The sequence below is a fragment of the Halocatena salina genome, from assembly GCF_023115355.1.
Lineage (GTDB): Archaea > Halobacteriota > Halobacteria > Halobacteriales > Haloarculaceae > Halocatena > Halocatena salina.
Window position 1 is genome coordinate 2,040,160 of record NZ_CP096019.1, and the last position, 14,293, is coordinate 2,054,452.

The following is a 14,293-nucleotide window of genomic DNA, read 5'->3' on the forward strand; positions in this document are numbered from 1 at the left end:
TTGGCGTGCACCGTCTGCATAGCGGTATGTCCCTGGACAACGACACCGAAAACCCGATCGAACGCCGCGTGGGGACCGCGCTCCGAGAGGCGGACGCCACGGTGGCGGTGGCCGAATCTTGCACTGGCGGATTGGTCGGCTCGCTGCTCACGGATGTCCCCGGATCGAGCGACTATTTCGACCGTACGGTCGTGACGTACTCCTACGAAGCCAAACGGGAACTACTCGCCGTTTCGCGCGAATCGCTCGACGCAGACGGTGCAGTGAGCGAATCGGTTGCCCGCCAGATGGCTCAAGCCATCCGTGACACCGCCGGCACGACGTGGGGACTCGCAACCACCGGTATCGCGGGACCGGAGGGCGGTACTGATGACAAGCCCGTCGGTACCGTCTACGTGGCCGTCGCCAACGCCGCACCGTGGGGTTCGAACGCCTCGAAAACCACCGTCGAACGACATCTGATCGACGATGTCGACGCACGAACCGAGCGCAAAGAACGGTTCGCACGGCAAACGCTGACCGATCTGTGTGATCGGATCACGAGCGAGAACGGATAGCGAACGTTCACGAACACAACGGTGGAATGACCGTTGCGAACGCCATCGTTGCCACGTCTTCCGGCAGTTCGTGACACATCCACAATTCCTAAACGATTTAACTGTCCTATACATACAGCTTCCAACTGTGCCCGATTTACTCTCTCTGTCAGGCGTTAAAACGCAGTTCGACACCGATCGTGGTGTGGTGAAAGCGGTTGACGGGATCGACCTCACGGTCCGTGAGGGGGAGACTGTCGGTCTCGTCGGGGAAAGCGGATCGGGAAAGTCCGTCACTGCCCTTTCGGCGATGGATCTGGTCGATTCGCCCGGGGAGATCGTTGACGGACAGATCGAATTTCACGATCCAGAGGTGGTTAGGCGCGTCGCACAGCAGTATTCCGATCAGATCGTCACCGGGCGTCACGACGGGTTCATCTACATCAACGACGGCCACATCGACAGATCGGCTGTTCCACCCGACGTCACTATCCCGGACCGAGCCGATGCACTCGGGTCGCTCACGCGGTTGCATCCCGAGGCGATCGTTCGTGGAGACGACGACGACGGCTACCTCTACATCGAAGAGGGATACGTCGACCTCGTGGCCGCGCCCGAACCGGTGTTACGCGACGTTCGTGGGGGGGATATCGGAATGGTGTTTCAGGATCCGATGACCTCGCTCAACCCCGCCCTCACGGTGGGTGAACAGGTCGCAGAGAGTCTTATGCTCCACCGTTATGGCGGAAAAAAAGACGACACATGGCTCAACGCTATCGGTGAATCTCTCATTCCCGGGCGGATGAGCGAGGAACTCCGGGAGGAAACGATCGAGTTGCTCGCGGAGGTAGGGATCCCCGAACCCGCTCAGCGAATCGACGAATACCCACACGAGTTCTCCGGTGGAATGCGCCAGCGCGTGCTCGTTGCCATCGCGCTCGCCTGTCGTCCGAAGCTTCTCATCGCTGACGAGCCGACGACGGCGCTCGACGTCACCATCCAGGCCCAGATTCTCGACCTCATCAACGATCTCCAAGACGAGCTCGGGATGTCCGTACTGTTCATTACACACGATCTCGGGGTCGTCGCCGAAACGTGTGACCGTGTTGCGGTCATGTACGCTGGCGAGATCATCGAAGAGGGTCCCGTCGAGGAGATCTTCACCAACCCCTCTCACCCGTACACCTATACGCTCCTCGAATCGATCCCTCACGAAGGGACGGATCGGCTCACGCCTATCGAGGGCAACGTCCCGGATCTCATCAATATGCCCAATGGGTGTTACTTCGCGTCCCGGTGTCCGTGGTCAAAGCCCGAATGTGAGGAGGGTGAGATTCCGTATCTCCAGCATGGACCAGAGTCGATCGATCATCGCGCGAAATGCATCCTCCCCGACTATGACACCAGTCGGTACCGTCCGGAAGGAGTCAGCGCCACGTCCAGCCACGAGGTCGATACCGACGAGGATCCGTTGGTGTCGGCTCGAGGACTGACGAAGCATTTCTCGCGGGCCGACGGGATTCTGGGCAAACTGTTCGGGGAAGGCACCGTCAAAGCCGTCGATGACGTCGATCTCGACGTGTACGAAGGCGAAACCTTGGGATTGGTCGGTGAATCTGGCTGTGGAAAGTCAACGACTGGCCGATCTATCTTGCAGCTGACCGAACCGACCGACGGAACAGTCCTGTTTACGGGCGACGTGCTCAATGATCTGAACCGATCGGAACTGCGAGAGAAACGCCAAGACATGCAGATGATCTTTCAGGATCCGCTGTCGAGCCTCGATCCTCGCCAGACCGTCGGGAGAACGATCGCCGAACCGCTCGAAATCCACGACCAACCCGAATTCGACGTTTCGGCCAACGTGTTCGGTGGCAAAGACGTCGAGCTGACCGGCACCGAGTCGCTGCTCGGAGAACTGGTCGAACGCGAGGAGAGCGACATCGCCGTGACGATCCGGGATCAAGCGGTCGGCTCGCTCGAACTCCGGACGGAGGTCCTCTCGAAAGAGGATATCGACATCCGTATCAGCGAACGAGACAGGGGATTAACGCTCTCGATCGAGATCGACCGATCGAAACGGGACCTCCGAGATGCCCGTATTACCGAGCTACTGGGGGAAGTCGGTCTCGATCCGACCCAACGCGACCGATATCCCCACGAACTATCGGGCGGCCAGCGACAGCGTGTCGGCATCGCGCGAGCGCTCGCCGTCGATCCAGACTTCATCGTCTGTGACGAGCCGGTGAGCGCGCTCGATGTGAGCGTCCAGGCACAGATCATCAATCTCCTCGAAGATCTCCAACAGGAATTCGGACTCACCTACTTGTTCATCGCACACGACCTGTCGGTAGTGCGCCATATTTGTGATCGCGTTGCGGTGATGTATCTCGGAGACATCGTGGAAATCGCCGGCACCGATGAGCTGTTTTCCGACCCGAAACATCCGTATACTGAGGCGTTGTTGTCAGCAATTCCCGTTCCAGACCCGACCCGAGAATCGGAGCGCATCCTTCTCGAAGGTGGCGTTCCGAGTCCTGTCGATCCCCCATCCGGCTGTTCGTTCCGAACGCGTTGCCCTTCCGTCATCCCTCCCGAGAGCATCGACATCAATCAGGATGCCTACCGAGAGGTAATGCACTTCCGACAGCGCGTCGAGGAGAAATCGATCGATCTCGAGTCCATCCAGGAGGAAGGATTCGTCACCGATGGGGGTGCCAACATCGAAACGCCCGACAGTTCAACCGTGACGGACGACGCTTCGGCACAACAGCTCGTCGATCTCATATTTGACGAGAATCTGACTGGTGAGAACAGAATGACCATCGCGTGGGCCATCGATCTCATCGACGATGGGAAATGGCGAGAAGCACAGGACGTCCTCAGACAACGCTTTGAGAGCGTCTGCGAACGCACCCCTCCCGTTCTCCAAAAAGAGCCCCATCCCGCAGCCTGCCACTTATATAATCAACCAGACATAGATCGACGTTAAATTCTATTGTCCAATTCGGCAGACTTATATTTGGTCATTCACGCTGTGTGGGTATGGAAGCGGATGGCACTCACAGTCGACGGACGTTTCTAAAAGCAGCTGGAGCCACAGTGGCGACCGTGTCAGTGGCTGGTTGCACCGGTTCTCCCAACGACACCGGTTCTAACAGCGGTGATGGGCCCTCGGGAACACTCACGTACAGTCGGGGTGCTGGAAACTCGACGCTCGATTTCCACATCACGACGAGCGGTGAAGATGTAAAGGTCACAAACCAGATCTACGACAAGCTCGTCGATTTCAAACCGGGACAGAACCAGATTACGGGAAGTCTGGCTACGGAGTACAACCTCAACGGAACAACGGCCTCGCTCACGTTGCGTGAGGGCGTGAAATTCCACAACGGGGACGAGTTCACCGCACAGGACTTCGAGGCAACCTACCGTCGGCTCGCCGATCCGGAGTACGACTATTACATCGGAGAGAAGAACGTATCATCATACGCAAACATCACGTTCGGACAAGTCGAATCGGTGTCGGTCGTGGGTGATTACGAACTCGAAATAGAGTCCACAAAGAAGTTCGCACCATTCTTCCGTAATTTAGCGATCTTCGCCGGCGGCGTCCTTCCGAAATCGGAGATCGAAAGCGGGACCGACTTCAGCACGACCGCGATCGGTACTGGGCCGTTCACGCTGGATCAATACGAGCAGAACGGCCGACGCATCCGTTTAACGGCCAACGAAAACTACTGGAACGACGGGCCGGAAGTCAAACGCGTCATTTTCGATGCTACAGATGAGAACTCGACGCGGGTTTCTCAACTTCTCAACAACGAGGCCCACATCATCGATGGGATCGATCCGGAAGGCGTCGACCGGATCAAAAACAACGATGGTGTGTCCATACAGCAGAAAGTCGGTCTCAACGTCGGCTATCTCGCGCTCAACATGGAACGGATGGAACCGTTCCGCGAGAAAGCTGTCCGACAGGCGATGAACTACGCTGTCAACACGAAGGTCATCGTTGAGGAGATCTTCTCCGGGTTGGCAACCCAGTCCAGCCAGCCGATCCCGGAGTCGGTAATGGGCTACAACGAAAATATCGATCCGTATCCTCACGATCCACAGAAAGCAAAGACGTTGTTAGAAGAGGCTGGCTACGGCGGCGGGTTCGACCTAGAGCTTGCGGTGTTCAAAAACCCCCGACCGTACATCCCCTCACCGGTACAGACCGCAGAGCAGGTCAGTTCGGATCTCACCACTATCGGGATCAACGCGGAGATCAACCAAATGTCGTGGGAGCCGTATCTGGAATACACCCAAACGGGGAAACACGACGCCTGTTTCCTGGGTTGGAACACCGACAACGGTGATCCGGACAACTTCTACTATTCCCTGCTCCACCCCGCTGTGGAGAGTCCCGACGGTCAAGACTGGGTAAGCTTCGACACCGACGGATACCAAACCACTAACGCGAGTGGGTGGGCCAACGAGGAGTTCATGTCCTCGGTCGAAGAAGCCCGGACCATTACTGACAGCGTTCAGACACGAGAGGGACTGTACAAGGAAGTCGGCAAACTCGCACACGACGAAGCTCCGTGGGTGTTCCTCGATCACACGAACGTGCTGCGTGGCGTTTCCGACAGCGTCTCCGGGTTCAACACGTCGGCCGTCGGCGGACCGTTCCTGCGAACCGTCTCTGTCGAGTAACGATTCGGATCGGTGAACTCCCACTGTGTCGGGACTGTCGGATGCGTCTACTGATCGATCACACAACTGTTTGAGTGGCGTATCTCTGGCGGCTCCCGGCCGTCGAACGTGGGCGTAGCGGTCGATCCTACGGCTACAACCGTGGACTTTCTCCTCGGGTTCGTGTAATACTCCCGTCTGATTGGACGTAAATAGTGGGTTTTTTCAACACTCGCCCCCGCCTACAGGTAGATGGCTTCGAAATGGTTCGTTGTAAAGCGGCTCCTGCTGTTGGTTCCAGTTCTTCTGGGAGTTGCAACGCTCGTTTTCGCCGTGCTCCACATCAGCCCTGGTGATCCGGCACGGGTAATGGCCGGACAGCGTGCTACCCAGGAGCAGGTGGAAATGATCAGGCAGGAGACAGGACTCAACGATCCCATTTGGGTCCAATACGGTCGATTTTTGGTCGAGACAGCACAACTCAAACTCGGGGAGTCGTACGTACTCAAACCAAATCAGTCGGTGATGTCGATTCTGAAAAACAGCATCCCGACCACGATCGAACTCGCGGTGTACGGTCAGCTGCTCGGAATCCTGCTCGGTCTCCCGCTCGGCGTTCTCAGCGCCATCAAACAGGATTCGATCACGGACCACATCACGAGAATCGGCGCATTGACCGGGATCAGCGTCCCGATCTTCTGGAGTGGACCGATCGTTATCATCCTGTTTTCAGTGACGCTCGGAATCTTCCCGACGAATGGCCGGATCTCTCAGGAGTTCTTCCTTAGTGATACGTGGCTTTTCTTCGGGCACGAACTTCCACGTACGGGATTAATTACCATCGACACGCTGTTGCTCGCTCGGTACGACGCGTTCATGTCTGCTGTAAAACACCTCGTACTTCCAGCGTCAGTCATCGGATTTTATTCGATGGCGCTGATCTCGCGGATGATGCGGTCGTCCATGCTCGAAATCATCCGGCAGGATTACATCCGGACGGCTCGCGCGAAAGGGCAGGGCGAACGGATAACGATCCTGAAACACGGGCTGAAAAACGCGTTCATCCCGGTTATCACGGTGATCGGAATCCAGTTCGGAACGTTGCTCGGTGGCGCGGTGTTGACCGAAACGGTGTTTGGCATCGAGGGGATCGGTATGGTACTCGTCGACGCGATCGACGTCGGCGATTATCCTGTTGTGCAGGGTACTGTGTTAGTGTTTGCCCTGCTGTTCACGCTCGTTAACCTCGGTGTCGACATCACGTACTCCTATCTCGATCCACGCATCCAACAGTAACAATGAGCACACACACACACACGAACAGACGACAACGAGGGATTCGCGGTCTATTGGCCCGGCTTCGGGATTCACAGTTTCTCTCGGAGCTCGCATCGAATCGGCTGGCCATCGTGGGTCTGCTCATCATCGCCACGATCACTGGCCTCGCAATCTACGCCCGGGTGTTTATCGGCGGCCTTCCGCCGTTGACCGATGGCCAGTACCAAGCGATCACTCTCTCGAACCTCAGTGGCAACTCGGGCATGGCTAAAGCACCGCCCAGCCTACGGTATCCGTTCGGGCTAGACGGACAGGCACGGAGCATCTTCCCGCGCGTGATGTATGGCGCGTGGCTCGCCCTGAAATGGGGAACCATCACGGTCGGCGCGTCGACGATCCTGGGTGTTGGTTTGGGGATTCTTGCCGCTTACTACGGCAACATCGTTGACAACGTCATCATGCGGACGATGGACATACTGCTCGCATTCCCATCGTTGTTGCTGGCGCTCGCGTTGGTCGCTATCTTCGGTACCGGTCTCGAAAACGCCGTGATCGCACTGGTGCTCGTGTACACGCCACGGTTTTCCCGTGTCGTCCGCGGTGCTGCGCTCAAAGTGATGGAAGACGAGTACATCGACGCTACGGTCGCGCTCGGAGCGAAGGATTTCCGGGTACTCGTGCGCCACGTCGTGCCGAACTGTCTCGCACCGGTCACCGTCCAGAGCACGCTCAACTTCGGGTTGGCGATCATCGATCTCGCGGCGCTGTCGTTTTTGGGCTTCGGAGCCGAGGCTGGCACGCCATCGTGGGGCTGGATGCTCTCGAACGGCGTCGACCACGGACTCCACAGCGCGTGGTGGTGGGCATTTTTCCCCGGTCTGTTCCTCGCGCTGACCGTTCTCGGGTTCAACCTCTTGGGTGACGGCATGCGTGACGCGCTCGATCCCCGGATGCGCGACGCCATCGACTGAGTATCGATGGGTCGAATCCCTTGGTTACGCGCGAACCAGATGTTGTGGCCGTGGATACGCGCCCGCGTCCGTCTGATCGGCTCGGCCGCCCTCGGGGGCGGTGTGCTCGCTGTTCTCGGAGTCATAGGCCTCTTGCTCGCCACCCCGTACGATCTGGCCTTCGTGAGTACGCAGGCGTTCTCGCTCGGAGCGCTCTGTTTCGGATTCGGACTACTGGGCTGGTCAGGTTCGGTACTCGCAGGCTCGAGCGTCGAAAACGCCCAACGGTATCTCGACACCGGAATGAACTGGTCTGAAGCCGATTCCCGACGAGCGATGGCCCGAATCGGTGGCTTCGGCTTCGGTGGAATGGTCGGCGTGATCGTAGTGTCCTCACTGTGGGCGTAAGCCCGGTCGATGGTTCCCGACACCGTTCCTGTTGTGCCCGCTGGCATCGCTACCGTATCGAACCTGTTACTATCGTTTAACAATAAATGCTAAAATCATATCTAAGATAACTTTTATTATACTATATTGGTTAGTAATATTCATGGACGAGATAGGTGATAACCAATATGAGAGGATGTCGTTGCCGGTCGAGACCCGACGAGCGTTTCTCAAGGCTGTTGGGGCGACTGGAGCACTCATCGGGGGTGGCGGGATCGCGGTTGCACAGGACACTCCGTCTTTCGAATTCGGCGGCGTAACTCCCGGCTGGGAGGGGCGTACGCCGTCGTCCATCGACGGGGAGACGAATCCGACATTGGAGCTATCGGTTGGACAAACGTACACGATCGTCTGGGAGAACGTCGACGGACTGCCCCACGATTTCGTCATCCTCGATGCGAACGAGGAGGAAATCGTCGGAACGGAAATCGTCGACGAACAAGGGGCGACGCTGACGCTCGAATTCGAGGCGACCGAGGAGATGGCCGAATACTACTGTTCGGTGCATCCCGCATCGATGCGGGGTGCGATACAGATCGGCGATGGGGATCCAGACGACGGTGACGAACCGTTCATTCCGGAGGGTCCCTCCGTGGAGTTGGAGACGGTCGCCGAGGGGTTGGTCTCGCCGACGAACTTCGTTGTTGCTGAGGAACAACGAGACAGGCGGTTCATCACGGATCAGACCGGTCAGATCTACGTACATGGTCCTGATGGCGTAGAAAACGAGCCGTTCATGGACATCAGTGATCGGCTCGTGAACGTCGGTGTGAACGGTTACGATGAACGCGGCCTGCTCGGACTCGCATTCCACCCCGAATTCGAGTCCAATCGCCGGTTCTACGTGCGCTACAGCGCCCCTCTACGGGACGGAGCTCCTGAGAACTACGATCACACGTTCGTCCTCTCGGAGTTTCGAGCGACCACAGACCTCCGTCGGGCCGATTCCGAGACCGAGCGTGTGCTGCTCGAAATACCGCAGCCCCAGTTCAATCATAACGCCGGTGACATCGCGTTCGGCCCGGACGGCTATCTCTACGTTCCGGTCGGCGATGGGGGTGACGGCGATGATACGGGTCTGGGCCACGTCGACGATTGGTATGCGGGCAACGACGGTGGCAACGGTCAGGACGTTACCGAAAATCTGCTCGGGAGTATCCTTCGTCTCGACGTCGATGACACACAGTGTGGCAAGCCGTACTCGATCCCCGATGATAACCCACTCGTCGGACGGGAGGGTTTCGACGAACAGTACGCGTGGGGATTTCGCAATCCGTGGCGGTTGTCGTTTACCGACGGCGAGCTGTTCGTTGCGGATGTCGGGCAAGAACGCTTTGAGGAGATCAATATCGTCGAGAGCGGTGGGAACTACGGCTGGAACGTCAAAGAGGGTTCGCGCTGTTTCAGTACTGACAGTCCCGAAACGCCGCCCGAGAACTGTCCGACTGAGACATCCTCGGACGTTCGTGGTGGGGAATCGCTGATCGATCCCGTGATCGAGTATCCACACCGCCACGACGGGGAGTCGATCGGGATCTCCGTCATCGGCGGGTACGTCTACTCGAACGACACCATCCCCGAACTCACGGACACGTACGTCTTCGGCGACGCGAACGGCGGGCTGTTCGCCGCCTCGCGCCCAGCAGACGATACCGAACAGTGGTCGATGGAGCGACTCGTCGTAGAGTCGTTCGATCGGTACGTCCTCGCGTTCGGGCGCGACCACGACGGCGAGCTGTACGTCCTGACGAACGAGCAAGGGACCGTCGACGGTGAGACCGGTACGGTACAGAAGATCGTTCCGACCGAGTAGCGCCTACGGGGCGGTTCGATCGCGTACGTTCCGTCCAACGCGCGCTCCGAAGTCGCCGTTTTCGTAGACGATCCGTCCCCTGACCATCGTCCACTCGGGGAAGACTCCTCGCCGTCCTTCGAAGGGAGTCCATTCGCAGTTCGAATGGAGGCGGTCGGCGGTGATCTCCTGCGTTTCGTCCGGATCGACGAGTACGAGATCGGCGTCTCGCCCCGCTTCGATCCGTCCTTTTCGTGGCAACTCGAACAGCCGGGCCGGGTTCGTGGCGGTGAGATCACGAACCCGTTCGTAGCCGAGTCGGCCCGCTCGGGCTTCTTCGAGAAGGAGCGGCAGTGCGGTTTCCACGCCGGGAACCCCGCTCGGGGCGTCCCAGATGCTGGTCTCCTTCTCGGCGCGCGTGTGGGGTGCGTGGTCAGTGGCGATCAGGTCGACAGTGCCATCGGCCACCCGATCGTACACCGCCTGTCGGCGGTCCTCGCTCCGGAGTGGGGGGTTCATCCGTCCAAACGTGCCCAGTTCGTCGAGATCGTTTCTGCTGAGAAACAGGTGATGGGGCGTCACTTCACACGTCATCCCCGCGGCGGTGGCCCGATCGATGCCCGCCGGGGTGCTGGTGTGGGCGATGTGGACCTGCGTGTCGAGGGCGGTCCCGATGTCACACGCATGCTCGACGGCAGCGATCTCGGCGTCGGGTGTTCGGTAGGCGCTCCATGCGTCGGCGTCGGATCGCTCTCTGGCGGACGCCTCGAACTGAGTCGCGTCCTCGGCGTGGACGGTGACGGTGATGTCGTGCTCGGTGGCCGCTTGGAGAGCGGTTTCGAAGAGATCGGTGTCGATTCCCATATTCCCCGTCGAATCCGCCAGAAACACCTCGCCCAGCGCGAACAACGGCTCTTCGAGGAGAGCCGGGGACCAGTCCGGTGTCACCCCGCCGTTGAGTCCGAAATCGACGTACGACGCCTGCGCGAGTTCTCGTTTCTCTTCGAACGCTTGGGGGGTTGTCGTCGGTGGATCGGTGTTCGGTTGATCGACCACAGTCGTCACGCCGCCCGCTGCCGCGCTTTTACTCCCGGTCGTCCACGTCTCCTTGTGGGATGCGCCCGGCTCTCGGAAATGGACGTGGGTGTCGATCATGCCCGGTAAGAGAAGCTTCCCCTCCCCGTTCCGAACGGTCTCGTCGGCCTGCGGGGACAGTGACGAATCGATCGTCTCGATCCGTCCGTCCGTGACACGAACGTCTCGGACGCGACCATCGGCGAGCGTGGCAGTTTCGATGAGCATACGCTCGATACCCTCATGAGTGACTTCACTGCGGCGATCGACGCCGACCGTCTCGCTGTCTCTCATAGCCGTAGCCGTTCGATCGTGGGATCGTCATCGACGAGCGACTGTTCGATCTCGTGGATGACAGCCTGAGGATCACTCGGACCGTCAGCACGGTCGACGCTGCCGACGCTGTCGGGATCGAACGGCAATCCGAGCGCGTCGTAGACGTCTTCGAGCACCGCCGCGATCGCGGCGTGGTCACGGACGATAACGATCCCGGCGACCAACGCGACCCCTTTTTGAACGCGTTGGGCGATCCCGACGATCTTTCCCGTCGCTTGGAGCGAGTGGCTGCCCGGACAGAACGAGTCGTCCGGTTCACCGGGTGCTGCATCGACACCCAGCCGGGACAGCGCCACCTGGATGTCGGTCGTCGCGGCCGAATACCGAGATTGCAGCCCGGTTCGGATGTCGTCGATCCGTTTGGACTGCGCGAACGCGACCGTCGATCCCGTGTAGGCGACTGCCCGTCCCCCGACCGGGCGTTCGGTTGGTGGATAGTCGTGGTCGCTCGCGGCCGCTCGGGCGGTTTCGTACCCGCTTTCACGAGTGTCACGCCGGCCAAAGGCGATCTGTCGTGGGGGTCGCCACACCCGAACTCCTGACTCGCCAGTTTCACGCGTGGTTTCGAGTAGTTCACGAGTGTACGAGCGATCGTCCTCGATCGTATCGCCTCGACCGCGGAGCACGCGCATACGGGTTCTTCGAGCGACGGGGCTAAAGGTTCGCGCTCGAAGCCTCGGACGTATGCCGACCCTCGGTAGTGATGTGCTGATGGAGTACCAGCGCTTCTCGTTGTACAATTCGCCGTACACGGCTCATGACAGCGGGTGCGCGATCGATCTCTACCCCCAGCCCGGCGAAACGACTGCGCACAGCCCCGTGGCGGGAACGGTGCTCGATACACAGCGCGTACGTGCTCCAGAAACGCCGTACACCTCGGCCCATGATCACCTGCTACTCCTCGATACGGGTGCGTCGATCGCCCGGTTGCTTCACGTCGATCCGGCGATCGAACCGGGCAATTTCGTCGCTGTCGGCGATCCGATCGGCACGTTCGTTCGCGCCGGATTTTTCGATCCGTGGGTCGACGACCACATCCATCTAGGCTTTCGTCCGCCTGACGCCGATCCCTACCGGGCGTCGGGATCGCTTCCGATCGACGTCGATGTCCCCCTCCGTGCGCTCGCGTGGGATGGCACCGGTCGCGTCGTTGAGCGCGGGGAGACGTACGTCGTTCTCGACCGACCCGAACATCCCGATCCGGGTGCGTGCTTTGTTGGTGTGGACGCGGGATCGGACACCGGTTCCAGCGTGCTTGATGGCGGCTGTCCCCACTACGCCGGCGGTGGACGCCTCGGCGTGGATGTGACTGTCTCGGACGGGACCACCGAGGACGTCTCGGTGGCTAGCGCACACGTCGGCAGTGCTGACGGCCGGAGCGTGCAGTGGGACGATATCGAGCTCCGGGCCAACGGAACCCCGATTACGGGACTGTCGTTCTTTTTGTCCCGCGATTCGTTCGGCGTCAAGCTGATCTGTCCCGACGCTCGGTTCGAAGTGGGCGAGCACATCACCATCGGAATTCGACACGCTGACTGAAACTGGGAATCATTCGACCGAAACGACGACCTTGCCGTGGTGTTCGCCGCGGTCGACGTACCGGTACGCCTCCCGGATATCTTCGAAGTCGAACACGCGGTCGACGATCGGCTCCATGCCCGTCGCGGCAATGGCGTCGTTCATCCGGTCGAACATCGCTCGGCTTCCGACGCTCACTCCAGTGACTGTGAGCGATTTGTGGATCATAGGAGTGGGATCGACGCCGCTCCCGGGATCACTGAGCACGCCGATGAGATGGATGTGGCCGTTGGCGCTGGCCGCTTGCAACGACTGCGCCAAGGTTCCTGCTCCACCGACCTCGATGACGTGATCGACGCCATCAGTGCGCTGGTGGACGGTCTCGCCCCATTCGGGCGTCGATTCGTAGTTGATGGTTTCCTCAGCACCGAGTTCGCTGGCTCGTTCGAGCTTCTCGTCGCTCGAAGAGGTGACGACCGCAGTAGCACCGTGCATTGTGGCGAACTGCAACGCGAACGTCGACACGCCGCCCGTCCCGAGCGCGAGAACGGACTCTCCAGCACTGAGATCGCCGTCCTCGACGAGTGCCCGCCACGCTGTCAGCCCCGCACACGAGAGCGTTGCGCCCTGCTCGTAGGAGAGATGATCTGGGAGGAGAGCAACGCTTTCGGCAGGAAACGTCACGTATTCGGCCAGCGCCCCATCGATGGATCCACCTGTCGATCGGGATAGCTGTTCGGGCGTGCCCTCCCCATCGATCCAGTCGGGCGCGAACGGCGTTGCGACGCGGTCTCCCACAGAGAGCCGGGACACGTCCTCACCGACCGCGACGACCTCGCCAGCGCCATCGGACAGCGGGATTACCGGGAGATTCGCGCCGGGATAGACGAGATCGGCGTTTGCGATGGCGAGATCGCGGTAGTTGAGCGAACAGGCATGAATACGGACAAGCGCCCCATCAGCGGCTGGTGTCGGCTGTTCGCGCTCGATCTGGACGACTCCCTCGTAGTCGGGATCGGTCTCTTGCACTTCGTAGGCTTTCATCGTTCTGTTCTGTTTTTCGATACATCGATACATCCTTCTTCGGTTCACCGACGTGTCCCACCGGAGTCGACAGATACAGGTGTCCCATTACGGTCGGTGTGGCAGGATTTCGTCCGAATCCGCCGTCAATTTCGACGGTGATCGGTGAGTACAAGCCTACTCATCCGTGAGCAGGGGCATGTCCGAGGAATTTCCGGACGATGTCGTTGCGATGGTGCAGCAGTTCATCGAGCAGAACCACGGCTATCTCTCGTGGCTCGGCGTGACGGTCGATGAGTTTACACACGACAGCATGACGCTCACCATTCCCTTCGACGAGAAGCTCACCAATCCGACCGAACCCCCGACGATGCACGGCGGCATCGCGGCCACGCTCGTCGACACCGCCGGCGGAGTGGCGCTTCGACCCCATCTCGACAACCCACTCGGTGGTGGCGTGGCCACGATCAACCTCAACGTCAACTACCTCCGGCGGGCGGCCGGTGATCTCACCGCCCGCGCCGAGGTCATCCGAGCCGGCAACTCCGTCGGAATCAGCCGGGTGACCGTCGAAAGCCAGACCCCCGACGACGAAACCCACCCTGTTGCTGTCGGCCAAGGAGCCTATCGTCTGTTTCAGGGGTAGCTGACCGACCCGA

12 protein-coding genes are annotated in these 14,293 nt (G+C 59.7%); 9 read left to right on the forward strand and 3 right to left on the reverse strand.

Annotated elements, in window-relative coordinates; all coding sequences use genetic code 11:
• Window positions 1–32 precede the first annotated feature (32 nt).
• The 7 genes from MW046_RS10435 to MW046_RS10470 all read left to right on the forward strand — a co-directional run bounded on the left by MW046_RS10435 (window position 33) and on the right by MW046_RS10470 (window position 9,704).
• Entirely contained in the window at window positions 33–557 is a 525-nt protein-coding gene (locus MW046_RS10435) for a CinA family protein (protein ID WP_247994764.1), read from the forward strand.
• Between the two features lie 127 nt (window positions 558–684).
• Complete coding sequence (locus tag MW046_RS19430; RefSeq protein WP_282190208.1) at window positions 685–3,528, forward strand: ABC transporter ATP-binding protein; 2,844 nt, start codon at window positions 685–687, stop codon at window positions 3,526–3,528.
• 53 nt (window positions 3,529–3,581) lie between these two features.
• Window positions 3,582–5,237: an ABC transporter substrate-binding protein gene (locus MW046_RS10450; protein ID WP_247993049.1), complete on the forward strand. Its 1,656-nt coding sequence runs from the start codon at window positions 3,582–3,584 to the stop codon at window positions 5,235–5,237.
• Window positions 5,238–5,468: 231 nt separating this feature from the next.
• Window positions 5,469–6,512 carry an ABC transporter permease gene (locus tag MW046_RS10455; protein ID WP_247993050.1) on the forward strand — a complete coding sequence of 348 codons (1,044 nt, stop codon included), beginning with the start codon at window positions 5,469–5,471 and terminating at the stop codon, window positions 6,510–6,512.
• Window positions 6,513–6,514: 2 nt separating this feature from the next.
• Complete coding sequence (locus tag MW046_RS10460; protein WP_247993051.1) at window positions 6,515–7,465, forward strand: ABC transporter permease; 951 nt, start codon at window positions 6,515–6,517, stop codon at window positions 7,463–7,465.
• Window positions 7,466–7,471: 6 nt separating this feature from the next.
• Window positions 7,472–7,852 carry a DUF7268 family protein gene (locus MW046_RS10465; RefSeq protein WP_247993052.1) on the forward strand — a complete coding sequence of 127 codons (381 nt, stop codon included), beginning with the start codon at window positions 7,472–7,474 and terminating at the stop codon, window positions 7,850–7,852.
• Between the two features lie 142 nt (window positions 7,853–7,994).
• The gene (locus MW046_RS10470) at window positions 7,995–9,704 is read left to right on the forward strand and encodes a PQQ-dependent sugar dehydrogenase (protein ID WP_247993053.1); all 1,710 of its coding nucleotides are present in this window, start codon (window positions 7,995–7,997) and stop codon (window positions 9,702–9,704) included.
• A gap of 3 nt (window positions 9,705–9,707) precedes the next feature.
• Here MW046_RS10470 and MW046_RS10475 read toward each other — a convergent pair whose 3' ends face one another.
• Window positions 9,708–10,985 carry a dihydroorotase gene (locus tag MW046_RS10475; protein WP_247994766.1) on the reverse strand — a complete coding sequence of 426 codons (1,278 nt, stop codon included), beginning with the start codon at window positions 10,983–10,985 and terminating at the stop codon, window positions 9,708–9,710.
• A 62-nt stretch (window positions 10,986–11,047) separates the two neighbouring features.
• Window positions 11,048–11,725 carry a lipoyl protein ligase domain-containing protein gene (locus MW046_RS10480; RefSeq protein ID WP_247993054.1) on the reverse strand — a complete coding sequence of 226 codons (678 nt, stop codon included), beginning with the start codon at window positions 11,723–11,725 and terminating at the stop codon, window positions 11,048–11,050.
• Window positions 11,726–11,777: 52 nt separating this feature from the next.
• Between MW046_RS10480 and MW046_RS10485 the strand changes: the two genes are divergently transcribed.
• Window positions 11,778–12,632, forward strand: a complete 855-nt coding sequence (locus MW046_RS10485) for a DUF8155 domain-containing protein (RefSeq protein ID WP_247993055.1) — start codon at window positions 11,778–11,780, stop codon at window positions 12,630–12,632.
• Window positions 12,633–12,641: 9 nt separating this feature from the next.
• On the opposite strand, the gene MW046_RS10490 is transcribed toward MW046_RS10485, so the two are convergent.
• Window positions 12,642–13,655, reverse strand: a complete 1,014-nt coding sequence (locus MW046_RS10490) for a zinc-dependent alcohol dehydrogenase family protein (protein ID WP_247993056.1) — start codon at window positions 13,653–13,655, stop codon at window positions 12,642–12,644.
• A gap of 178 nt (window positions 13,656–13,833) precedes the next feature.
• Here MW046_RS10490 and MW046_RS10495 point away from each other — a divergent pair, with 178 nt between their 5' ends.
• Window positions 13,834–14,280, forward strand: coding sequence for a PaaI family thioesterase (locus tag MW046_RS10495; protein ID WP_247993057.1), 447 nt, complete (start codon window positions 13,834–13,836; stop codon window positions 14,278–14,280).
• Window positions 14,281–14,293: the final 13 nt, after the last annotated feature.

Bases quoted from the DNA above. Each gene is read 5' to 3' on its own strand.
- MW046_RS10450 (WP_247993049.1), top strand. From the start codon at position 3,582: ATGGAAGCGGATGGCACTCACAGTCGACGGACGTTTCTAAAAGCAGCT.
- MW046_RS10475 (WP_247994766.1), bottom strand. From the start codon at position 10,985: ATGCTCATCGAAACTGCCACGCTCGCCGATGGTCGCGTCCGAGACGTT.
- MW046_RS10490 (WP_247993056.1), bottom strand. From the start codon at position 13,655: ATGAAAGCCTACGAAGTGCAAGAGACCGATCCCGACTACGAGGGAGTC.
- MW046_RS10455 (WP_247993050.1), top strand. From the start codon at position 5,469: ATGGCTTCGAAATGGTTCGTTGTAAAGCGGCTCCTGCTGTTGGTTCCA.
- MW046_RS10465 (WP_247993052.1), top strand. From the start codon at position 7,472: ATGGGTCGAATCCCTTGGTTACGCGCGAACCAGATGTTGTGGCCGTGG.
- MW046_RS10495 (WP_247993057.1), top strand. From the start codon at position 13,834: ATGTCCGAGGAATTTCCGGACGATGTCGTTGCGATGGTGCAGCAGTTC.
- MW046_RS10470 (WP_247993053.1), top strand. From the start codon at position 7,995: ATGGACGAGATAGGTGATAACCAATATGAGAGGATGTCGTTGCCGGTC.
- MW046_RS10460 (WP_247993051.1), top strand. From the start codon at position 6,515: ATGAGCACACACACACACACGAACAGACGACAACGAGGGATTCGCGGT.
- MW046_RS10485 (WP_247993055.1), top strand. From the start codon at position 11,778: ATGCCGACCCTCGGTAGTGATGTGCTGATGGAGTACCAGCGCTTCTCG.
- MW046_RS10480 (WP_247993054.1), bottom strand. From the start codon at position 11,725: ATGCGCGTGCTCCGCGGTCGAGGCGATACGATCGAGGACGATCGCTCG.